18 protein-coding genes, 1 pseudogene and 3 riboswitches are annotated in these 21,316 nt (G+C 52.9%); of the genes and pseudogenes, 6 read left to right on the top strand and 13 right to left on the bottom strand.

Annotated elements, in window-relative coordinates:
- Positions 1 to 131 precede the first annotated feature (131 nt).
- The 4 genes and pseudogenes from NLX71_RS14345 to gcvH all read right to left on the bottom strand — a co-directional run.
- Positions 132 to 500, bottom strand: a pseudogene (locus NLX71_RS14345) (DUF4304 domain-containing protein); the annotation flags it as partial.
- Between the two features lie 360 nt (positions 501 to 860).
- Positions 861 to 1,772, bottom strand: a complete 912-nt coding sequence (sdaAA, locus tag NLX71_RS14350) for an L-serine ammonia-lyase, iron-sulfur-dependent, subunit alpha (RefSeq protein ID WP_254364370.1) — start codon at positions 1,770 to 1,772, stop codon at positions 861 to 863.
- Positions 1,769 to 2,452 (bottom strand): L-serine ammonia-lyase, iron-sulfur-dependent subunit beta, encoded by a 684-nt coding sequence (gene sdaAB, locus NLX71_RS14355; RefSeq protein WP_254364371.1) that lies wholly within the window; start codon positions 2,450 to 2,452, stop codon positions 1,769 to 1,771. Before sdaAB ends, sdaAA begins: the two co-directional genes overlap by 4 nt.
- A 90-nt stretch (positions 2,453 to 2,542) precedes the next feature.
- Positions 2,543 to 2,941, bottom strand: a complete 399-nt coding sequence (gene gcvH / locus NLX71_RS14360; protein WP_254364395.1) for a glycine cleavage system protein GcvH — start codon at positions 2,939 to 2,941, stop codon at positions 2,543 to 2,545.
- A gap of 349 nt (positions 2,942 to 3,290) precedes the next feature.
- A riboswitch (glycine riboswitch) is annotated at positions 3,291 to 3,410 on the bottom strand.
- Positions 3,411 to 3,559: 149 nt separating this feature from the next.
- Positions 3,560 to 3,660, top strand: a riboswitch (glycine riboswitch).
- Positions 3,661 to 3,786, top strand: a riboswitch (glycine riboswitch).
- A 102-nt stretch (positions 3,787 to 3,888) separates the two neighbouring features.
- Here gcvH and gcvT point away from each other — a divergent pair.
- From gcvT to gcvPB, 3 genes are read left to right on the top strand one after another with little or no spacing between them, the layout of a single operon-like run.
- On the top strand, positions 3,889 to 4,998 hold the full coding sequence (gene gcvT / locus NLX71_RS14365; RefSeq protein WP_254364372.1) for a glycine cleavage system aminomethyltransferase GcvT: 1,110 nt from the start codon (positions 3,889 to 3,891) through the stop codon (positions 4,996 to 4,998).
- Between the two features lie 36 nt (positions 4,999 to 5,034).
- Positions 5,035 to 6,393, top strand: coding sequence for an aminomethyl-transferring glycine dehydrogenase subunit GcvPA (gene gcvPA, locus NLX71_RS14370; protein ID WP_254364373.1), 1,359 nt, complete (start codon positions 5,035 to 5,037; stop codon positions 6,391 to 6,393).
- Entirely contained in the window at positions 6,390 to 7,847 is a 1,458-nt protein-coding gene (gene gcvPB, locus NLX71_RS14375; protein WP_254364374.1) for an aminomethyl-transferring glycine dehydrogenase subunit GcvPB, read from the top strand. Before gcvPA ends, gcvPB begins: the two co-directional genes overlap by 4 nt.
- A gap of 253 nt (positions 7,848 to 8,100) precedes the next feature.
- Here gcvPB and NLX71_RS14380 read toward each other — a convergent pair whose 3' ends face one another.
- Positions 8,101 to 8,601: an RDD family protein gene (locus NLX71_RS14380; RefSeq protein WP_254364375.1), complete on the bottom strand. Its 501-nt coding sequence runs from the start codon at positions 8,599 to 8,601 to the stop codon at positions 8,101 to 8,103.
- Positions 8,602 to 8,952: 351 nt separating this feature from the next.
- Between NLX71_RS14380 and NLX71_RS14385 the strand changes: the two genes are divergently transcribed.
- The 3 genes from NLX71_RS14385 to namA are packed head-to-tail and all read left to right on the top strand — an operon-like array spanning position 8,953 to position 11,552.
- Positions 8,953 to 9,594: a histidine phosphatase family protein gene (locus NLX71_RS14385; protein ID WP_254364377.1), complete on the top strand. Its 642-nt coding sequence runs from the start codon at positions 8,953 to 8,955 to the stop codon at positions 9,592 to 9,594.
- Between the two features lie 16 nt (positions 9,595 to 9,610).
- Positions 9,611 to 10,510 (top strand): nucleotidyltransferase domain-containing protein, encoded by a 900-nt coding sequence (locus NLX71_RS14390; protein WP_254364396.1) that lies wholly within the window; start codon positions 9,611 to 9,613, stop codon positions 10,508 to 10,510.
- Between the two features lie 34 nt (positions 10,511 to 10,544).
- The gene (gene namA, locus NLX71_RS14395; RefSeq protein WP_254364378.1) at positions 10,545 to 11,552 is read left to right on the top strand and encodes an NADPH dehydrogenase NamA; all 1,008 of its coding nucleotides are present in this window, start codon (positions 10,545 to 10,547) and stop codon (positions 11,550 to 11,552) included.
- A gap of 135 nt (positions 11,553 to 11,687) precedes the next feature.
- On the opposite strand, the gene NLX71_RS14400 is transcribed toward namA, so the two are convergent.
- The 8 genes from NLX71_RS14400 to NLX71_RS14435 form a co-directional block, all read right to left on the bottom strand.
- Positions 11,688 to 13,709 carry an ABC transporter ATP-binding protein gene (locus NLX71_RS14400; protein ID WP_254364379.1) on the bottom strand — a complete coding sequence of 674 codons (2,022 nt, stop codon included), beginning with the start codon at positions 13,707 to 13,709 and terminating at the stop codon, positions 11,688 to 11,690.
- A gap of 9 nt (positions 13,710 to 13,718) precedes the next feature.
- The gene (locus NLX71_RS14405) at positions 13,719 to 15,464 is read right to left on the bottom strand and encodes an ABC transporter ATP-binding protein (RefSeq protein ID WP_254364397.1); all 1,746 of its coding nucleotides are present in this window, start codon (positions 15,462 to 15,464) and stop codon (positions 13,719 to 13,721) included.
- A 146-nt stretch (positions 15,465 to 15,610) separates the two neighbouring features.
- Positions 15,611 to 17,125: a GMC oxidoreductase gene (locus tag NLX71_RS14410; RefSeq protein WP_254364380.1), complete on the bottom strand. Its 1,515-nt coding sequence runs from the start codon at positions 17,123 to 17,125 to the stop codon at positions 15,611 to 15,613.
- Entirely contained in the window at positions 17,118 to 17,384 is a 267-nt protein-coding gene (locus NLX71_RS14415; protein ID WP_254364381.1) for a DUF6137 domain-containing protein, read from the bottom strand. The genes NLX71_RS14410 and NLX71_RS14415 overlap by 8 nt, the downstream gene beginning before the upstream one ends.
- On the bottom strand, positions 17,381 to 18,439 hold the full coding sequence (locus NLX71_RS14420; protein WP_254364382.1) for an LLM class flavin-dependent oxidoreductase: 1,059 nt from the start codon (positions 18,437 to 18,439) through the stop codon (positions 17,381 to 17,383). The genes NLX71_RS14415 and NLX71_RS14420 overlap by 4 nt, the downstream gene beginning before the upstream one ends.
- On the bottom strand, positions 18,436 to 19,704 hold the full coding sequence (locus NLX71_RS14425; protein ID WP_254364383.1) for a type III PLP-dependent enzyme: 1,269 nt from the start codon (positions 19,702 to 19,704) through the stop codon (positions 18,436 to 18,438). The genes NLX71_RS14420 and NLX71_RS14425 overlap by 4 nt, the downstream gene beginning before the upstream one ends.
- Before the next feature lie 27 nt (positions 19,705 to 19,731).
- Positions 19,732 to 21,000 (bottom strand): ATP-grasp domain-containing protein, encoded by a 1,269-nt coding sequence (locus NLX71_RS14430; RefSeq protein WP_254364384.1) that lies wholly within the window; start codon positions 20,998 to 21,000, stop codon positions 19,732 to 19,734.
- Complete coding sequence (locus NLX71_RS14435; protein ID WP_254364385.1) at positions 20,997 to 21,260, bottom strand: acyl carrier protein; 264 nt, start codon at positions 21,258 to 21,260, stop codon at positions 20,997 to 20,999. Before NLX71_RS14435 ends, NLX71_RS14430 begins: the two co-directional genes overlap by 4 nt.
- Between the last annotated feature and the right edge of the window lie 56 nt (positions 21,261 to 21,316).

The following is a 21,316-nucleotide window of genomic DNA, read 5'->3' on the forward strand; positions in this document are numbered from 1 at the left end:
TATCAGTAATTCCATATGTTATCATCAATGTTAAAAGAGATACAATCAGCATCTTGAATTCGGATTTTTGCTCAGATTGCATGCCGCTTAGCCTCTGGAAATTTTCCAATTTTCTAAGTGAAACGTCCTACTTATGCAAAAGCCACCACATCATTGGATTGTAATAGCAAATGAAAGCTCTCTTCGCCCAGATGTAAAAATGGACCTGAAGTATAATAATCAACAAGGGATCTGGCACTGGTCATAGTATCATAGAAATGAATAACCTCTTCTAATCCACTTAGCAGCGTTTTTCTTAAATCATCCATATTCGTATCAGGAGTGATTGAAAATCGATCTGGAACAGATTCAACAATTTCCCCAATCCTTGCTCTGAAGTGACACTCCGCTTCTTGGGGCTCTGTCAGAATCTCTCTCGATTGTATCTGTGCCAACTCCGCTGCATAAATACCGCAGTTCACATAAAACATTACATTGTCCGCTGAATTGCCAGAGGATTTTTGGAAATTGAAAGATCATAACAAAGGCGTTCATCCGTGCTAAGATATGGTGATAGAGGACGGAGTGGGGACAAAATAGACGCAGCCCGCTCTTGGCGAATGCGTCTATCCGTTTTATCGAAAACCTTTACATTTACATTTTTGATCTGTTTCAGGGTATAATAGAATGGTGTAATGAAGCACTACAAGAAGGATATTTGACACCGTATAGCGCCGAGGAATAAAATCGCAAGCTGATTCTCTCATTCCAAGGAGGAGCCATTCCATGTCAGACTATCAAATCCGCTTATTGAAAGCGTTCTCCCTGCTGCTGTTTCTATTATTGGTGATGGGCATCGAGTATTACAGCCAGCTTCACAGTTAGACATGCTCCTTCTGCTCGCTCGTCCCGTTCCGCTTACGGTCGCGCAGCTGCTCCGTCAGCTTCCGTCCCGTCGGCGTCTGCGCCAGCCCGCCGAGCGCTGTTTCCCGGTGCTCGCGCGGCATAGCCTGACCAACCGACAGCATGACACCGATCACTTCGTCCGACGGAATGACGCTGCGTACGCCGGCCAGCGCCATGTCGGCGGCGGCGAGCGCATTGACGGCGCCGAGCCCGTTGCGAACGATGCACGGAATTTCCACGAGTCCGGCAACCGGGTCGCAGATCAGGCCAAGCGTATTTTTTAGCGCCAAGCCGACCGCATGCATCGCCTGCTCCGGGCTGCCGCCGCGCATTTCGACCAGCGCGCCCGCCGCCATTCCGATGGCGGAGCCCACTTCGGCCTGGCAACCGCCTTCCGCACCGGAAATGGACGAGTTGTTGGCAATGACATACCCGATCGCCCCGGCGCAAAACAGTCCTTCGACCAGCTTCTCGTCCGGCCAGCCGAACCGTTCCTGCGAGCTGACGAATACGCCGGGGATAATGCCGCAGGAGCCCGCCGTCGGCGTCGCCACCACACGGCCCATCGAAGCGTTCACTTCCGATACGGCAAGCGCATAGGCCATCGCTGTGCACGCTTCGCGGCCGGAGGAAGGATCACCGCTCGCCGAGAAGGAAGCGACCCGGCCGGCGTCGCCGCCCGTCAGTCCGCTCCGCGAAGCCGTCGGCTGTTCGATGCCCCGCCGCACCGCTTCTTTCATCGTTTGATAATACTCCGCCATCTGGCGGATGACCTGCTCCCTCGTCTCGCCGGTTTCTTTCACCTGCTCCTCAATCATGAGGTGCGCGACCGTCGTCGATTCCAAGCGGCATAGTTCGGCCAACTGCCGCAGCGTTTGAAATCTCATGCTCTCCTGCTCCTTTGTGCCAAATCGATGATCTTCGCGTCCGCCACGTCCGGCAGCAGGCAAATGGAATCCAGCATGCCCTCCGGTGGAGCCGAATCCATCTCGATAACCGTCATTGCTTCGCCTTGACGACCCTTGCGGTCGACATCCATAAATCCGATATTGATTCCCGCCTCGCTGATAACCTTCGTAATCGAGGCGAGAATTCCCGTACGGTCCGAATGCTTGATCACCAGCATCGGATACTGCGCTGTGCAGCTGACGTCAAAGCCGTTCAGCGAATGAATCTCAATGTTGCCCCCGCCGATGGAAGCACCCAGTACCTCCGCATAGCGATCGCCCGACCACAGCTCGATTTTGGCCGTGTTCGGATGAGGCGCCGCCCCGGTTCCCGGCTCGAACGTGATCTCTATGCCGAGCGACCTGGCTTCGTCCAGCACATCTGGAATGCGGGGATCGTCCGTATCGTAGTCGAGCAGCCCCCCGGCGATCGCCAGATCGGTGCCGTGACCCCAATAAGTCTCCGCGAACGATTCGTACAGAAGCACGCGGGCTTTCTCCGGCCTGCAGCCGAGCAGTTGTCGCGCCACACGGCCGATGCGGACAGCACCAGCCGTATGGGAGCTGGACGGACCGACCATCGCCGGCCCAATAATCGTAAACACATGCTTGAAGCGCATTGGACATACCTTCTTTCAACGGTTCGTCCGTTTTGACCGCCGGTTTTTGTTCTAAACGATGCTGTCCGATTTGCCCGGACTGCCGGACGGTTAGTCCTGGCTTGCGACGAACTCGCCATAGGCTTCGGCGGTAAGCAGGCTCTCCAGCGCTTGGCTGATTTCCCCGTCGACTTCCACTTCCACGATCCAACCGGCTCCGTACGGCTCGCTGTTGACCAGCTCCGGCGAATCGAGCAGCGCTTCGTTCACCTTCGTCACCGTCCCTCCTACCGGGCTGAACAGATCGGATACCGTCTTGACGGATTCGATCGTTCCCATCGGCGCATGCGCCTCCAGCTTGGCGCCGAGCTTCGGCAGCTCGACGAACACGATGTCTCCAAGCTGATGCTGGGCAAAATCCGTAATGCCGATCCGCACAGTCGTCGCCCCGGTCTTTTCCGTCCATTCATGCTCTTCCGTATAACGCAATCCCGCTTTCACTTCACTCATCGTCAGCACCCTTTTCTCCTGAAATGAATAAATCCCTAATCGCTTTGAAAACGCGGGCAGCAGCATGACGGCGGCTCTGCCCCTATCGTGTGTCCGCTCCGCCTTGCTTGCCGTCGGCAAAACGGTCTGCTCCCTCTTAGCGTGTCCGCCAATACCGGCGCTTTATCCGCATCATCTCCAGATTGAAGCGCTTCCACTCAAATTGCCCAGCTGCGCCTGCTTGCTCGCAAACGCCAAAAAAGGACAGGAAAAGGCATCTCGCCTTGTTCTCTGTCCCGGGTACCTGAGAGTTTAGGGCCGCTCGTCGCGCCGTTACCCCTTTGGTGGCTTACGCTCTCTCCAGAGGCGCGTCGGATGGCGGTACATTTACCTGAGAGATTAATCGCCATTCGGCAGGTTTGGCGACTTGCTCCTTCGGTGCCTTATGCGGGCTTATCGCGGCCGCTCCGGTCTCTCCCAACCATCGTCATTCGCTGTATTCACATCTCCTTCAAGAGTAATTCAACCGGGTGGGGATGTCAAGAATTCACACTAAAATCTTGCCTGATGTTTGCGGTTGACACAGGCCTGCTCTTTAGAGTATTAATGAATATAGAGCTATACAACCGAATAACGCGGATGAACGTAAAGGGAGAGATTACCGGAACGCACGGTAGCGCCGAAGGAGTAAGCCCGCCAAGCCGGGTGAATCTCTCAGGCAAAAGGACCTCTACCGGACGCAACTCTGGAGAGCGCCCTGCTTGCTTTATGCAAGATCAGGGTCACCCAAGGGGAAACTTGTACAGCCGCTTCCATCCCGGAAGACTGCAAGGTAACTCTCAGGTACAAAGGACAGAGCGGAAGGACAGCGCAGGCATGTGATTTTAGCATGCTTGCCTGCCTTTTCGTTCTGTCCTTTTTTCGCTTGAAGCCTGTCGCAATCCCAAACCACGATCGAGGTGATCCGATTGAATCCGTCATTGAAAAGAACGCCGCTTTTCCCTTTGTATGCCGAGTACCCCGGCGTCCGCTGTATCGACTTCGGCGGCTGGGAGCTGCCGGTCCAATTTACCGGCATTGGGCGCGAGCACGAAGCTGTTAGGCAGCAGGCCGGCTTGTTCGACGTATCGCACATGGGCGAATTTCTCGTCACCGGAACCTTCGCGGAGACGTTCCTCCAGCGGGTAATGACGAATGACGTCTCGAAGCTCGCCGACGGCCAGGCGCAGTATACGCTGATGTGTTACGAGGATGGGGGCGTCATCGACGATCTGCTCGTCTATCGGCTGTCGGCCGATCAATTTATGCTCGTCGTCAACGCCTCCAATATCGACAAAGACTTACGCTGGCTGGAATCGCATCTGCTCGGCGACGTCTCGCTGGAGAACAAGTCGGATGCGACGGCGCTCCTCGCGCTGCAAGGTCCGAACGCTCAAGCGATTGCCGCCCGCGTCACGGACGCCGATTTGAATGCGCTGTCACCGTTCCATTTTATTCCTGAAGCCAGGGTATGCGGCGTGCCCGCGCTCGTCTCCCGCACCGGCTACACCGGCGAAGACGGCTTCGAGTTTTATGTTGCCGCGGACGACGCCCCCGCGCTATGGAAAGGGCTGATGGAAGCGGGCGAGCCGCTCGGTCTGACGCCTACCGGACTAGGCGCGCGGGATACGCTGCGGTTCGAGGCCAAGCTGCCGCTGTACGGGCAGGAGCTTTCCGACAAGATTACGCCGCTGGAGGCGGGCCTCGGCTTCTTCGTCAAGCTGGCGAAGGACGACTTTATCGGTCGGGACGCGCTGCTCCGCCAGAAGGAAGTGGGCGTGCCGCGTAAGCTCGTCGGCATCGAGATGATCGACCGCGGCATTCCCCGCTCCCATTATCCCGTCTATGCCGGCGACCGGCAGATCGGTGAAGTGACCACCGGGACGCAGTCCCCTACGCTCAAGCGGAATCTCGGTCTGGCGCTGGTTCAAGCGGAATATGGCGAGCCGGGCACCGAAGTGGACGTGGAAATCCGGGGCAGCCGGTTGAAGGCCGTTGTCGTCAAAGCGCCGTTTTATCGGCGAAACGGGAAATCCTAATTGCAGAGACAACCAACAAGGAGTGAAACCCATACCATGAGCGTCAAACACCGGTATTTGCCTATGACCGACCGGGATCGCGCCGACATGCTGCGCACGATCGGCGTCGGCTCGGTCGATGAACTGTTTCGAGATATTCCCGAACCGATCCGCTACCGCGGCACGCTGCCGATGTCCGGCGCGCTGGACGAAATCTCGCTGCTGAAGCATATGAAGCAGCTGGCTTCGCGCAATGCGGATACGAGTCAATACGCCAGCTTTTTGGGCGCGGGTCTGTACGATCACCACGTACCCGTCGTCATCAATCATATTATTTCGCGTTCGGAATTTTATACGGCCTACACGCCGTATCAGCCGGAAATCAGCCAAGGGGAGCTGCAGGCGATTTTCGAATTTCAATCGTACATTTGCGAGCTGACCGGCATGAAGGTTGCCAACGCCAGCATGTACGACGGCGCGACGGCGCTGGCCGAAGCGGGCGCTCTCGCCAGCGGCGCCACGCAGCGGAAGCAGATCGTCATCTCGCGGGCCGTTCACCCCGAGGCGCGCGAAATTATGCGCACGACGGCGCGCGGCCTGAACCTGAACGTGGTGGAGGTCGACTATGCGGACGGCGTGACCGACCTGGAGCAACTGAAAGCCGCGGTAACCGACGATACCGCCGCCGTCATCGTGCAGTCGCCGAACTTCTTCGGCTGCATCGAGGATCTGACGGCGATCGAACCGATCGCTCACAGCCTCAAAGCGCTGTTCGTCGTCAGCACGAATCCGATGTCGCTCGGACTGCTGGAAGCGCCCGGCAAGCTGGGCGCGGATATCGTCGTGGGCGATGCCCAGCCGCTCGGCATTCATCCGGCATTCGGCGGCCCGACCTGCGGATTTTTCGCCGTCACCGAGCCGCTGATGCGCCGCATGCCCGGCCGGATCGTCGGCCAGACGGTCGACCGCGACGGCAAGCGCGGCTTTGTGCTGACGCTGCAAGCCCGGGAGCAGCACATCCGGCGCGAGAAGGCAACCTCGAACATTTGTTCGAATCAGGCGCTGCTGGCGCTGTGTGCCTCCGTCTACCTGTCGACAATGGGCAAGGAAGGAATGCGCGAGGCGGGAAGCCTGAATCTGCAGAAATCCCACTATGCCGCACGCGAGCTGGCGAAGCTCGAAGGTCCGTCGCTGCCGTTCACGGCGCCTTTCTTCAACGAATTCGTCGTGAGCCTTCCGGCGAACGCCAATATCGCGGACTTGAACGAACGGCTGCTGGAAGCCGGGTTTATCGGCGGGCTAGATCTGGGCCGCTATTATCCCGAGCTTCAGAACCATATGCTCGTCGCCGTTACCGAAAAACGGACCAAAGCTGAAATTGACGAATTTGCAGCACGATTGGGGGAACTCGTATGAAACCGGAAAAAGCGCTCATTTTCGAGCTGAGCCAGCCGGGGCGCGTCGCATACTCGCTGCCCGCCTGCGACGTCCCGGAGATGGAGGCCGCCGAGTTGGTTCCGTCCCACCTGCTTCGCAGCGAGCCTGCCGCCCTGCCGGAAGTGTACGAGGTCGACGTGATCCGGCATTACACCGAACTGTCGCGCCTCAACTTCGGCGTGGACAACGGCTTTTATCCGCTCGGCTCGTGCACGATGAAATACAATCCGAAAATTAACGAAGATACCGCGCGTTTCCCCGGGTTCGCTGGAATTCACCCGTATCAGCCGGAATCCAGCGTTCAAGGGGCACTGGAGCTGCTGTACACGCTCCAGAACGATCTTGGCGCACTCACCGGCATGGATCAGGTGACGCTGCAGCCGGCCGCGGGAGCGCACGGCGAATGGACGGGGCTCATGATGATCCGCGCTTACCACGAAAGCCGGGGCGAGATGCGGACCAAGGTCATCGTGCCGGATTCCTCCCACGGGACGAATCCAGCCAGTGCGACGACGGCCGGATTCGAGACACTGACGATCAAGTCGAACGAGCAGGGACTCGTCGATCTGGACGCGCTGCGCGCGGCGGTCGGGCCCGACACGGCCGCACTCATGCTGACGAACCCGAGCACACTCGGCCTGTTCGAGGAGCATATCGTAGAGATCGCGGAGATCGTTCATGCCGCAGGCGGCTTGCTCTACTACGACGGAGCCAACTCCAACGCCATCATGGGCATCACGCGCCCCGGCGACATGGGGTTCGACGTTGTGCATCTCAACCTGCACAAGACGATGAGCACCCCGCATGGCGGCGGTGGTCCAGGCGCAGGGCCGGTCGGCGTGAAAGGCAAGCTCATTCCGTTCTTGCCGAAGCCGATCGTGGCCCGTCGTGAGGATGGCACGTTCTATCTCGACTCCGACCGTCCGGACTCGATCGGACGGGTGAAGGCTTACAACGGCAACTTCGGCATTCTCGTCCGGGCGTATACGTACATCCGTACGTACGGTCCGGAGGGGCTCCGTGAAGTATCGGAATGCGCGGTGCTGAACGCCAACTACATGATGCACCGGCTTGCTCCGTATTACGAGATGCCTTATCCGGGCGTCTGCAAGCACGAATTCGTCATGTCCGGACGCGGCCTCAAAAAGTACGGCGTGCGGACGCTCGATGTCGCCAAGCGCCTGCTTGATTTCGGCTATCATCCGCCGACCATCTACTTCCCGCTCAACGTCGAGGAATGCATCATGATCGAGCCGACGGAGACGGAAAGCAAGGAGACGCTCGACGGGTTTATCGATACGATGATCCGGATCGCCAAGGAAGCCGAGGAGCAGCCGGACCTGCTGTTAAACGCGCCGTACACGACCGTCGTCCGACGGCTCGACGAAACGCTGGCTGCCCGCAAACCCGTGCTGAACTGCACCTGCGAGTAAAGCCCGCCTGCGCTTAAACTATACCGTTGTCAGATCATCCGGCTCAGCCGGAAAGACTGACACTCGCATCCAGCAATAAAAAAGAATCCCCGGCCGCCTGCGGAAGTCCGTTATGAACGGGACCTCCGCCGAAGCGGCCGGGGTTTTCGCATGACTTCCCATTCATGAACCCGGCTTCCGACCTTGCATTCCATTTCATTTTTCTATACCTAATATGTAGCTTCCTACAATTGCGTTCTAACCATCATTTGTATTACTGCTGCTGCACATTTGCGATCGCAGTCCCGTTCGTCAGGAGTTCGAACACCTTCTTATCCACCACATAAGTTTTGGCTATGATATCGTGAAGCGCTTGTTTCTTCTTGGTAAATCCGGCCATGAAAAAGCCGACGTATAGAGTGCAAACGGAAATCAGCTTGCTCCAATATCTGCCGCTCGCCCGCGCGAAAGAGATCCTTTCGTTCCTTTCATCCACCACGACGCTGCCTACCGCAAGCTTCCCTAACGTCGCCCTCCATTTCGACGATTCCATGATGGCAAAATATAGCCAGCCGGTAACCAAAATAAGCAGGCTCCGAACTCCCAAGATAACCCACGCGACGGAATCGATGGATTCGGTTGAATTGATGGCGAATGGAATCATAAGCAGGTATTCGAACATTGTAAATACGATGCCCAGAATCACGCTGCCTACATAAAGAATGATGCCATCGATAATATAAGCGCACAATCGTTTCCAAAATCCCGAATACATTTTCTCTTTTCCTCCCATTTCTTTTCAGATTGCCATAAGATCTGACGATTTCATCATGCGATTTCCAGATGATTATTATCGGCAGAAGGTCCGATTTTTCTTAATCCGAACCCCGCTTCGGAAAAACAAGAGCAAGGAGACCAGCCTCCGCCGCGAAGCTGGCCTTTGTTTTGCCCCCCACATGCATTCGAGGCCATTCAACAAATGTAATATATTATTAAAAATTAATTTATTTTGTAAAGGGATATATTTACATATTTTGCTCTATCGTCTACAATAAATAGCAGGCAGCTTTTTACGCTGCGTTTTTCTATCATTAGGAAACTTTTAAAGAAGCTCAGGGGGTATTCCATGAGAATAATATTGGTCCGACATGCGGAGGCGCACTGCAATATTCTTGAGGATGAGGCGATCATAGACAGCTACGATCCCGACTGCGAGCTCACCGAAGAGGGCATGATGCAGGCGGCGAAACTGCGCGATGAATATCCCGTTTCGCTGGGGCCTGCCGTTATTTACTCCAGTTGCTGCAAGAGAGCTTTGCAAACGGCAACGATCTTCCGCGAACGGTTTCCGGTTCCTCTGGTCGAAGACAACCGGTTAAATGAACTGTATGCCCCGAGCAAATTCAGCTCGCCGATCACGCAAAGAGAATGGGATATCTGGCTGGAAGAACGAATCCGGTTTCCGGAGAAAGAAATTGTCGAAGGCCTGGAATCGCTCGATCATCAAAGCAAGCGAATTGCCGATTTTTACACCGATATGCTTAAACGGCATGAACAAGAAAGCGCCGAGACGAACTTGGTCATTTTTACGCACGCCTTCTGCATCCAACTATCTTTGCTGCATTTTATGGGCTTGAGCAGCCATTATCTGCAAAAATGTCAATTCAAGTCCAGCAACACCGCGATGCATATCGTCCAATACGACAGCCGGAGCAAGCAATTTGTTATCGAAAGTATGAACAACCGTTTGCACCTTCAAAAAATATAGGAGATTTTAAATTGTGATGCACTCTGAAAAGTTGTGGCGCTTAGCCGACAAAGTCGCGAACGAATACATAAGCCGCGAAGACACCGTAGCTGTAGCCGTCACCGGATCTTTGGCCAAGCAAACCACCTGGGAAGGGTCCGATGTCGATCTCTGGGTATTCAGCAAGCGTGAGGATGGTTTCCAAGAGGGAATGGACAACGGAATCTATTGGGAGGCCGATATTAAACATACTAGCGTTCTGGAAATACCCTTCGATTTGCAGCGCTGGCTAACCCCACCCAAACTAAAAGAAAACGACGGGAATCTGTACGATGCGTTATGGCAATGCAAAATCGTATACGACCCCACCGGAAAGCTCGCACAGTACAAAGCGCGGATCGACGAAACGATGGCCGACGACGATTGGCTGGAAGCGAGAAGAAAAAACTATCTCCTATACGGTCGTGGTTGTTTGGATGCACTGAAATTCGCCAACCCTCTGCATGCCATCGTCATCGCAAGAGATATCGCAACCATGTATGGAATCGCTTCCTATTGGATGGGGCAAAAACAACTGCTGTCCAGCCTCAGGCGGGTCCCGGAAAATTTGTCCGCGGCTCCTCACATTCAGACTTTATATAAATCCATATACAATTTGAAAGGCCGGCAAGGCGCAGAGGAATATTGGCATCATCTCGATCGTTTGCCCGCTGCTGTCAAACAAAAAATACAAACCGATCTGGATTACGAAATAAGGCCGGTCTATCAGTTAGGTTATTACGATGGATCGGTATGCAAACTGCTGCAATTATTAGCGAAACAATTCGACCCGGAAGAGGTCCGGCCATGGCTCTGTATCGATTCCGATCCCGAGTCCCATAAAAGACGAATTTTGCAGGAAGTACAAGAGCTGATCACGCTTTGCAGTTCCTCATGACGAGAAGCGCGAACGCCGTATAAGGGAGGCTTTTATGCTGATTTTCAAGCCCTATCAAATCAAAAACGTTACGATGAACAACCGTCTGGTCCTATCCCCCATGTGCACGTATTCGGCATCCGATTCCGGCGAAGCGACGGATTGGCATCTTGTTCATTACGGAACGCGCGCCATGGGCCGGGTCGGACTCATCTTGCTCGAAGCCACGGCCGTCGAAGATCGCGGAAGAATTAGCAATAAGGATCTCGGTATCTGGGACGATAAGCACATCGACGGTTTAAGGAAAATTACCGACTTTGTTAAAGCGGAGGGAGTCAGAATCGGCATTCAGTTAGCTCATGCGGGCCGCGAATCCTTCTCGCCGGAGCTCGTCGCTCCAAGTCCCATTCCTTACCGGCAAGACGGAAGGATGATCCCCCGCGAGCTCACCGCCTCCGAGATCAAGCAGATCGTCGGCTCCTTTGCCCAGGGCGCCAAACGCGCTCTGGACGCCGGCTTCGAAATTGTGGAAATCCATGCCGCCCACGGGTATTTGATCCACGAGTTTCTTTCTCCTTTATCCAACGCCAGAACGGATGATTACGGCGGCGGACTTAAGGCACGATTTCGTTTTCTTGAAGAAATTATCGTTGCCGTCAGGGAGGTATGGCCTTCCGGATATCCGCTGTTTGTGAGAGTATCCGCCGTCGATTACCATCGATCGGGCGTTTCCATGGAAGATACGATTGAAATCTGCAAGTGGCTGAGAGAACTTGGCGTCGACTTGATTGACGTCTCTTCAGGCGGCATCCTGCCGGACCCCCCGCCCCATATTTACCCCGGTTATCAGGTTGCTTTCGCCGAAGCCATCCGAAATCAGGCGAAGATTAAAACGGGAGCGGTGGGATTGATCAAGACGTTGGATCAAGCCGAAGAAATTTTAGGCAATCAAAGGGCCGATTTGGTCTTTATCGGAAGAGAACTGTTAAGAAATCCATATCTGATCGTCAATCAAAACAAAGAATGGATGCCCGCGCCGTATGCCGATGCGGTTAACGATTAATCGTCGGCAATATACCATAATAGAATCAAAGAGGCCCATATCCTTATACATTGGAAATGTGATTCGCTTCCAACATACGGCGATGGGCTTATTTACATTCTATTGGAGCTTAGGAAATTGCTTTTACGGGTCTGATTAAACCGGCAAGTTCGCCCGATCCCGCATCTGTAATTGATACATTTGATAATAAATGCCCTGCCGCTGCATCAATTCCTCATGCTTGCCGCTCTCCTCAATCCGGCCGCGGTCCATTACCAATATATTGTCCGCATGGCGAATCGTCGATAAACGATGCGCAATGATCAACGTCGTTCTGCCCTTTTTCACAACTTCCAGCGCCGCTTGGATCAACCTTTCCGTTTCGGAATCAATGTTGGCGGTCGCTTCGTCAAGAATAAGAATCGAGGGATTGTAGGCCAATGCCCTCGAAAAACAAATCAACTGCTTCTGTCCTACGGACAAGGTGCTTCCTTTTTCAATGACGGGTTCATCCAATCCGCCGGGCAAATTTGCAAGCACCCGGTCGGCGCCTACGGCCCGCAGCGACTCTTCGATCAACTCGCGGCCGATGTCCGGGTTATCCAGACTGATATTGCTGGCAATGGTGCCCGTGAATAAGAACGGCTCCTGCAGCACGATTCCAATCTGTTGCCGCAGGTGCTGCTTAGGAATCGTATGAATGGGCCGCCCGTCCAGCGTGACGGTTCCCTGCTGCACATCGTAAAACCGAAGCAGGACGTTCATGATGGAGCTTTTCCCGGAGCCCGTATGCCCTACGAACGCAATCGTCTGCCCCTGCTTGGCTTCGAACGAAACATCACGCAGAACGTAGTTTTGATCGGTATAGGCAAAAGAAACGTTCTCAAAGCGCACGTCTCCTTTCATTCTCGGAGGCTTGTCTTCAACGACATCCGTCCCCTCTTCCTCCATCAGCTCAAAAACCCGCTCCGCAGAAACAAGCGAATGATTGAGCTGAGACAACTGATTCACCATGCCGACAAGAGGCTGGAACAATCGCTCGACATATTCGACGAACGCATAGATCATTCCGAAGGTGATGAGCGCTTGATGGCTTAGACTGGCTCCGCCAAAGTACCAAATGATCGTCGCAAGCGCAAGGCTTCTCAAGACCGTAACCAGATTGTTGGACGTAAGAGCTTTTAGGTTGAGCAATTTATTGGAATACTTGAAGTATTGTTCGTTGATTTCATCGAATTCCTGCTGTATCCGGCGCTGTCGGGAAAAAGCACGAATGACGGGCATGCATTGAATGGATTCGTTAATCATGCCGTTCATGTCGCTCAATCTGGAACGGATGACTTGGCTGTATTTGGACGCCAATTTATGATACAGATAAATCCACCCCGCAAGGATCGGAATAATAAGAATGCAGATCAGAGCCAAACGGACATCCAATAGAAACAAAGCCGTCAATATTCCGGCAATATATACGGCTCCGGTGAAGAAGTTTTTCAGTACCGTCACAAATAATTCTTTCACCGCTTCCGTATCGTTCGTCACGGAGGAAACGATTTTGCCGGCCGGCAGTTGGTCAAAGTAGGGGATGGGGATTCGGTGAATTTGGTTCAGAACGTCGATGCGCATTTTTTGGATTACCCGGTTGGAGGACACCTGCAGCCCATACATTTGGCCGTATTCAAAAAAGCTGGCCAACAGCAATAATCCGAAATAGGCGGCGATCAAATTCAAGATATCGGCCAATTCCGGCTCATAAAACCGAAACAGCTCCTCCGTTGTCAGCACCGCTGCGGGATAAGCCGCGATATCCCCATGACGCTTAATCGTCAGCTGCGAGCCGTCCCAACTGCGCTCGCCGTCGAATGGCAACGCTGACGGCACAAAGACAAACTGACGCTGTACCTGAATAATACGGACCTCCCTTCCCCTTTCCTCCTTTTGGTCAAAATGATCGCTTCTTTTGTAGGCTTTGCCGTTATACGCTACGACGTGTTCCCCTGCCGTCATCGTTTCGTACCACGGTTTTTCGATGCCCAAAACATGGACGTCGATCAATTGCTTCGCGATCAGCGGCCCGCTTAGCTCTGCCGCAACCATCAATAAAAGAAGAAGTAGCGCCCCTGCAAACGATCTTTTGTAATAAAGAACATACTTCGCCAATTTCTTCGCTACATTCATAGCCCACGCTCACTTTACCAAGTTCATTTGCATTTGTTGCGACTCATACTGCTCTTTATACCAGCCGCGGCCGGCCATCAATTGCTCGTGCGTGCCGCGTTCCACAACTTGACCTTGATCCAAGACAAGAATGAAATCCGAATGCTCGACCGCCGACAATCGATGCGTCGCGATCAGCGTCGTCCGCCCCTTTCGCTCCGCCCGCAGATGATCGATAATTTTGGCTTCCGTTTTCGCATCGACGGCCGATAAAGCGTCGTCCAACAGTAAAATTTCCGGATCGGAGATGATGGCGCGCGCCAAGGCAAGCCGCTGCTTCTGTCCGCCGGATAACGATATCCCTCTTTCCCCTACCAACGTGTCGACTCCGTCCGGGAGGGTATAAAGATCTTGCAGGAATGCCGCCAGTTCCAGCGCGTGGAATATTTCCTGCTCGGTTGCATGCTCTTTGCCGAATTGAACGTTTTCTTTCACCGTTTTGGTAAACAATAACTGCTCTTGCGGCACATAACCGATCCATTGCTTCCAGGTTTGAAGCGGGATGCGTTCGATCGGGATGCCAGAGACCGCAATCCCCCCCCTGTCTATCGGGTATTCCCGGAGTAATTGCCTTAATAAGGTCGTCTTCCCGCTTCCCGTCCTGCCTACGATGCCGACCGTTTGCCCGCGGTCGATGCGCAGCGCAATGCTGCTGAGATTATCGGCTTGGGAAGAAGGATACCTGAAGCTGACACAGTCAAATTGTATCGTATGGGGCAAGGCCACCTGCTCCAAGCTTTTTCCGTCTTGTACCTCCGGTTCATAGCTTACGATTTCTTCGACGCGGGTTAAGGAAGCGTTGCCCCGCTGCATGACATTGATTAACTCGCCAATGGCAAACATAGGCCAGATCAGCATTCCCAGATAGACGTTAAACGCAATCAGTTCGCCAAGTGAAATACGCTGCCGAAAAACAAGATACGTCCCGTAGCCAAGACCGATTAAATAACTGAGGCCGATCAACATTCGAATGGTCGGTTCGAACAAGACTTCGACGCGGGCAATCGCTACATTTTTGGCAAATACGTCTTCCGTCATGCTTTCAAACTTGTCTTGATTCGCCCGTTCCCGTACATAAGCCCGGATCACGCGGACTCCGGAGATGGTCTCCAGCACTTGGTCGTTCAAGCGGCCAAAAGCGTCTTGAGCGATCGTAAATCTGCGGTGAATGGTTTTTCCAAAAATCGTAATCACCAACGCGATGAAAGGGAGCGGCAGGATCGTCACGAGCGTTAAATTCCAGTCTATGACATACCCCATGGCAACCATGATCGTAATCGAGAATAAACAAGAGTCGACCAACGTAAGAATGCCGGGCCCTGCCGTTTCTCCAATCGACTTGATATCCTGGGTCGCCCTGGCCATCAAATCGCCCGTTCTATACTTCTCAAAAAAAGGCGGCGCCATCTTCAAGAGATGCGTGAAAAGGTGGGAGCGCAGCTTGAGCTGCAAGCGGTTGGCCCCCCCGTGCAATTGGAACATCCACACATAATTCAAGCTGTAGATCACGACGGCGAGCCCCAGCATATAGCCGATAGATTGCGCTAAACTGGACCACGATAACGTGCTTTGCTGAATATGATCGAGAGCGATACCCAGCAGCAAAGGCGGCAGCATTTCAACGACATTCACCGTTATCAGTACAATTACCGCAAGTGCATACCGCGCCTTATGCTCCTTAAAAAACCAACCCAGTCTCCATAAAACGGAAAAGATAACGGTCACCTCCTTGCCTTAAGCTTCTCGGTTTCACGATGATTTGAAGAAGGACATCTCCTTATCGGGAGCCATTCGCGCATGCGCATTCCGCAATAAAGGATCGATGTCCTGTCCATAAGGGATTCGGTTTTTCGCCGGCCATCCTACAAAGCCATATGCTCCGCAATTCTCAGCGCGTTGGCTTGAATGGTTAGGGTAGGATTAACGCCTCCGGCAAACGGCATGAACGATCCGTCTGCAGCAAACAAATTGTCGATTGTATGAAATCTGCCGAATTTGTCTACCACGGAGGTTTGCTCGTCGGTCCCCGCTCTGCAGGTTCCGTGCAAATGGGCGCTGCCTAAATAATAATAGGAAGGGTTGCACCGGATGTTTTCTGCGCCCATGGTATTCAGAAGCTCTTTCGTCCGTTCGATCATGTAGCTTAGCCTGCGCCGGTCCCATTCGTGAGTCTGGTAGTCGATGATGATTTTGGGCACCCCGGTAGCTTCCTTATCGTTGGACAGCCGGACTTTGTTGGACATCATAGGCTGGTCCGCGATGATACATTCCAATTGAATGTAGATTCCTTTGCCTTCGCAGCCGTCAAAGCTCCAAGGGTTGGCTTCGTAGATAAGTCCGCCCAGACCGGAAGGGCATTCCTTGTCCAGATAATGATCCGTAATCGAAACGGTGGAATATAACCCTTTCAACGGTTCGTTTAATTTTTCGTAAGGATGATCCTCCACCCATCCGGATACGTATTCGCTGTTTTTGAAGCTAAGCCCCGAGCCGACCAGCCCCGATTGGTTTCCGACGCCATCCGGCCACCATTGGTTCGTGGAACGTAACACCAAAGCGGCGCTTTGGATGGCATTTCCGGCTAATACAAAATGCTTTGCTTGAATATAAAATCTTTCTTTTGTGCTTAGGTCCATGCATTCCAAGGTATCGATTTCCGACGGCTTCTTCTGATGGAAGGCCAAAGCTTTCGTATGTTTCAGGAGCGTCACATTGCTTCGCTGCAACGTCGGCTTCAAAATGCGGGTATAGCTGTCCGCTTTCGCGCCGATCGGACAAGCATAATCCGTACAGCTCGTTAAGTTGTCGCATCCCGGATACCCTTGATGGTCGGCCGTATTGACGGCTAATGGAGTCGGAAACGGACGGAGTCCTCGCTTTTTTCCCGCTTGATGAATCAACGCGCCTTGCTGGCTGTAGGAGTGTGCGGCCCTTAACGCCCCCGTACCGGACTTGTTTTTATACGGGTCCGCATTCAGATCGCCGGAAACCCCGAGCCACTGTTCGATCTTGTTGTAGTAAGGGTCCAAATCGGAATATTGAATAGGCCATCTCGGGTCCATGGCATCCGGAGCCACGTATTCCCTTGCGTTAAAATCGACATCCTTATAGCGAAAGGAGATGCCCGCGTAAAAAATCGTTCCCCCGCCTACGGCGCTGGCGGACCACGGGTAGCCGTTTTGCCCCCATTTCCCGTCCGCTTCCCGCGCGTAAGCTTTCTCCGCACCGCTCATAACCGAATCGATATTGGTTCCGGGTTCGATCAGATCGCCCTGCTCCACGATGACGACGTCCCAGCCCTTGTCCGCCAAACATTTGGTAATAACCGATCCGCTTGCCCCGCTTCCGATCACACATACGTCGAAGTGCCTATTCAACTTTTATTCCCCCTTGAACCTGTAGCAGTTTATTGACGATCTCGTCGGCATCCAACCTATAAGGTCCTTCAAAGTTCATATCCAAGGTGCAATCATACAGCGATTCAATGCGTTGGACGATCTCAAAAAAATCTCTTTTATCCACTTCCATCGGCCCCTGCCGAAAGGTTTCGATCAGTTCGTCGCCATCCGTCCCCGTGACGCCGGAAACCGCATAGATGACTTGATAAAGACAGTTTCGTTTATCGTTTTCCATCATTTACCCTCTCCTATCGTGCTGCTTACGTAATGTAAGATGCTTTTGACCTGATTAAAATGGACAAAATCTTCTTCGCTATACATGGAGCCCAATAAAACGGCTTTTACTCCGAGGTCATAATATCCGTTTAAATAATGGGCCACTTGTTCATAATCGCCGACTAGTACGGGGCTGTAAATTCCGCCGTTCATATAGCCGCCCATCCAGAACACATCGTCGTACGTTTCGCTCGTCAAGGCCAATTCGGCCAAGGTTCGCTGCCAACTCGACTCTGAATTCCTCTTCATGCGAAGCTGGATGCTTCCATGCCGGTTGCTCGGGTACCGGGAATAAGCCGCCTTCCATGCTTCCGCCGAAGACGCCCGGGCAATAATCTCGATGCGAATGGCGGCTTGAACTTCCGTATTCCGGAACTTTTCGCTGAAATTCGTTTTGAAATGCTCGAGCGGACCGGGATGGGTGACGACATAATCCGCGACCTTCAGCCCCGTCTCCATCCCCTCTTCGGAGGAGCCGGCCATAAATATTTTGGGACGAAGACGTTCATCCGCCAACCTTGGCTTAAAATCCAATTTGCTCACGCGGTAAAAATCCCCTTCAAACGTCACGGGGGCATCGCTTTCCAGCAGCATGCGCAAGACTTGCACATATTCATACAATTTCTTGTACCGCGACGAATGGTCCGAATGATCGCCAATTTGCTGTAGCTCGCCGGTGACGGCGCCGGTGATCATGTTGAGATCGATTCGCCTGTTATACAAATAAGCGAAGCTGTGAATTAATTTTGCAACCGTATAAGGAGGATACATGTACGGTTGCACGGCAATAAGCGGAATATGGCTTGCCGTCTGCTGCATAACTATGGAGCTGACTGCCCAAGGGTCAAGCACAGCATGGTTAAAAAACGATAAAGAACCGACGATCCCATAAGACTCGGACAATTGAGCGATATGGATGGAATTGCGAATATATTCCTCTTTGGTGGCGTAGTGGTTCACACCCGGTATTTGACAATAATATTGAACAGGACTCAGCGTTACCATCTCCCGTTTCAAATTTCACATAAAGCCGCTTGATTGCGGATTAAATCTTCGGCGCTGCCCCGATGCCTGATTACACGGTGCGTCCCCTCCCGCTTCAAAATTTCCATAGGCGTAGGGTGTCCCAAGAAATGAACGGGACTGAAGCTCAGGCCATACGCTCCCGAATTCAGCACATAGACAAGATCGCCCGGGTACAGGCTTGGCATCTCGATATCCTTGCCGATACAATCCTCGGGAGTGCATAACGGACCCGCGATCGTGACTTTCTCGGGCTCGCTCGGCCAATCCGCTTCCTGCAGACGGATGCATTTCATCGGGTAGTTGCTCCGGATACTTCGTCCTCTGAACGTAGAGGCCGCATGATGGTGCATACCTCCGTCGACGATAATAAAGACTTCGCCTTTCGAGTATTTTCTATAGAGCACTTTGGTCACATAGACGGCAGCCTGAGCCAGCAAAAATCTGCCGCTTTCGATAACGAAAGTAGTTTGTCCGAACAACGATGCTCTGGCATGCTGCACGTATGAATTAACGGCGGCGGTAATTTTGCCGATATCCAGCGGTTTTTCGTGCGCAAAATACGGCACCCCAAACCCTCCGCCAAGGTTGATCAACTCGCAGACGATGCCATACCGTTCAAAAATTTTGGCGCCCAAATCCACCGTATACTTCATCGATTCGATAATGCTGTCCGCATTGAGATTCTGGGTTCCGGTATAGACGTGAATGCCAATGAATTTCACATATCGGAGCCGGCCGATGGCGTCGAACACGGAATCCAGCATAGATTCGTCAATGCCAAACTGCCTCGGTACCCCGCCCATTTTGATGGCCGTATTCCCGAAGCTTTGGTCCGGGTTGATACGGACGGCTATATTCACATCCTTATTTTCGAGCTGAGCCAATTCCTCGATATAATGCAGCTCGTCGATCGATTCGACAATGATGCAATAGATCCCCTTGCCGACGGCAAATTCCAGCTCGCTTTTCTTTTTTCCGGGACCCGAGAAAATAATTTTGTCCGCCGTAAAGCCGGCGTGCAGCGCCAATGCCAGTTCTCCGGCCGATGCCACCTCAATGCCGACTCCCCACTGCTGGAACAGCTTCACGATATGCAGATTATTATTGGCCTTCAGCGACAAATAAAAATGAATGGCAGGGTCTGTCAACGCTCTTAACCACTTATAGTGCTGTTCCATAAAGTCTCCGTCGTACAAATAAAAAGGAGTCTCGAAATCGTTGGAACATGCCGCAATTTCGCTTTCCGTCAGGTTCATCCGCAAGAAAACCTCCTTCTTCGCGACTTATTGGACACCCGTTGAAATTTGCACATTCAGCTCGTCAAGCGCGCTTCGGACAGATGTCAACCGCTCCGGCTTATTGGTGCTGACCAATAAAAATATTTTATACGTATTCTTGGACGCTCCCGCCGCTTTGCAGAAATTGTACACGTCGATCTTCACCCTGAAGTCGTCCGTCAGCTTCGTCATATGGCGAACATAATCCTCGAACGACAAATCCGCCTTGGAGTTAAAAACCACTACCCGGCTTTCCACAAACGCATGCCGTTTCTTCTGCTCAATAACTAAAGGAAGAATATAAGTGACCTGGGTAAGTCTGGCGTTAATCTCGATGACCGGAATCAGGTCTCCGTTCGTATCGATGATCGAATCGATACCCAGAACGCCGTAATAGCCCATCTGCCGCAGGATGGCCCCGATCTTGAGTAGCTGTTCCTGATAAGAGGCCAGCTCGGGCGGGGTCAAAGCCGGCGAGAAATTGGTCCCTTTGTACACACCGTGCTGGTCGATCATTTGCTCCGTTAACGCCAGAATATGAACCTGCTCGTCCGTAATAAACAGCTGAGCGGTCAGGCTGAGGCGGTGATTATGCCAGCCTTCGATCAACAGATCGATGTCGGTTTCGCGATGTTCAATATACCGGCATAAGGATTGAAAATTCCGTTCATGTTCGATGACCTTAAGCCCTTTTCCGGAGGAACCGTAAGGTACCTTCAACACACACTTGGCAAAGCCCGACGAAACGAGACGGCGGTAGGCCTCCTCCAATTCTTGTACCGTCGTACAGAAAAAGCCCGTAGTCACCTTAAAGCCGTTTTTCTCCATCAGCCTTCGTGTTTTAAATTTATGATTGATTTCTTTGCACACCTGCAGTTCGGGAGCGATAACTTCCAGTTGCGGAAACCGCAGCTTCAGCTCCATAAGCTCGTCCGTCATGATGAACGGGATCAGGGTATACCCCGAGAGATCCGGCAGCTCAGAGATGTCGTCGAAGCATATGATTCGGGGCAGTGTGACGCCCCGCTCCTCCCAGTACCGCAAAAAGATCGGTTCCGGCATCTTATGGAAAAATACGGTGTCCTCGGGCCTCGCCAAAAAAAGAAGCTGGTGCTCCTGCTGCACAATAATGTCCTGCGCCTGGGGATCGTGCATCGCCGGAAAATAACTCGATCGGCCCCAGTTCTGCTCCTGGCTAATGTTCATGTACCATAATACTTTTTTATGATGCAGACGATAGTAGTTCGACGGATGCGGATGTGTAGCCGGAATCATAGATTTCCCCCAGCCTTGACAGATACATGGGCCATAATTTTTTCAACGGTGGAAAAATTTTCGACGATCAGCTCGTCATCCTCGAACGCGATCCCGAACATGCTTTCCAAATTCACGATTAAATCTACGGCCGTGATCGAATCCAGTCCCAACAGGAATAAGTCCGTATCCCGGGAAACGGGCTCTTCGGTTTGCAAAATTTCTTTCACGCAAGACACAATTCGAGATGCCATCCCATTGACTTGAGTATCCAAAGACATGTACAGGACTCCCTCCCATCATAATGTTTCGGTTCTGCGGCGTGCAGCCGCTCTAG

It is taken from the genome of Paenibacillus sp. MZ04-78.2 (assembly GCF_024213375.1).
GTDB lineage: Bacteria > Bacillota > Bacilli > Paenibacillales > NBRC-103111 > Paenibacillus_G.

Coding starts and splice junctions, on each gene's coding strand:
- namA (WP_254364378.1), top strand. CDS start 10,545: ATGCTGATTTTCAAGCCCTATCAAATCAAAAACGTTACGATGAACAAC.
- gcvH (WP_254364395.1), bottom strand. CDS start 2,941: ATGAGTGAAGTGAAAGCGGGATTGCGTTATACGGAAGAGCATGAATGG.
- NLX71_RS14385 (WP_254364377.1), top strand. CDS start 8,953: ATGAGAATAATATTGGTCCGACATGCGGAGGCGCACTGCAATATTCTT.
- sdaAB (WP_254364371.1), bottom strand. CDS start 2,452: ATGCGCTTCAAGCATGTGTTTACGATTATTGGGCCGGCGATGGTCGGT.
- NLX71_RS14430 (WP_254364384.1), bottom strand. CDS start 21,000: ATGATTCCGGCTACACATCCGCATCCGTCGAACTACTATCGTCTGCAT.
- gcvPB (WP_254364374.1), top strand. CDS start 6,390: ATGAAACCGGAAAAAGCGCTCATTTTCGAGCTGAGCCAGCCGGGGCGC.
- NLX71_RS14435 (WP_254364385.1), bottom strand. CDS start 21,260: ATGTCTTTGGATACTCAAGTCAATGGGATGGCATCTCGAATTGTGTCT.
- NLX71_RS14425 (WP_254364383.1), bottom strand. CDS start 19,704: ATGAACCTGACGGAAAGCGAAATTGCGGCATGTTCCAACGATTTCGAG.
- NLX71_RS14415 (WP_254364381.1), bottom strand. CDS start 17,384: ATGATGGAAAACGATAAACGAAACTGTCTTTATCAAGTCATCTATGCG.
- NLX71_RS14390 (WP_254364396.1), top strand. CDS start 9,611: ATGCACTCTGAAAAGTTGTGGCGCTTAGCCGACAAAGTCGCGAACGAA.
- gcvPA (WP_254364373.1), top strand. CDS start 5,035: ATGAGCGTCAAACACCGGTATTTGCCTATGACCGACCGGGATCGCGCC.
- NLX71_RS14400 (WP_254364379.1), bottom strand. CDS start 13,709: ATGAATGTAGCGAAGAAATTGGCGAAGTATGTTCTTTATTACAAAAGA.
- sdaAA (WP_254364370.1), bottom strand. CDS start 1,772: ATGAGATTTCAAACGCTGCGGCAGTTGGCCGAACTATGCCGCTTGGAA.
- NLX71_RS14380 (WP_254364375.1), bottom strand. CDS start 8,601: ATGTATTCGGGATTTTGGAAACGATTGTGCGCTTATATTATCGATGGC.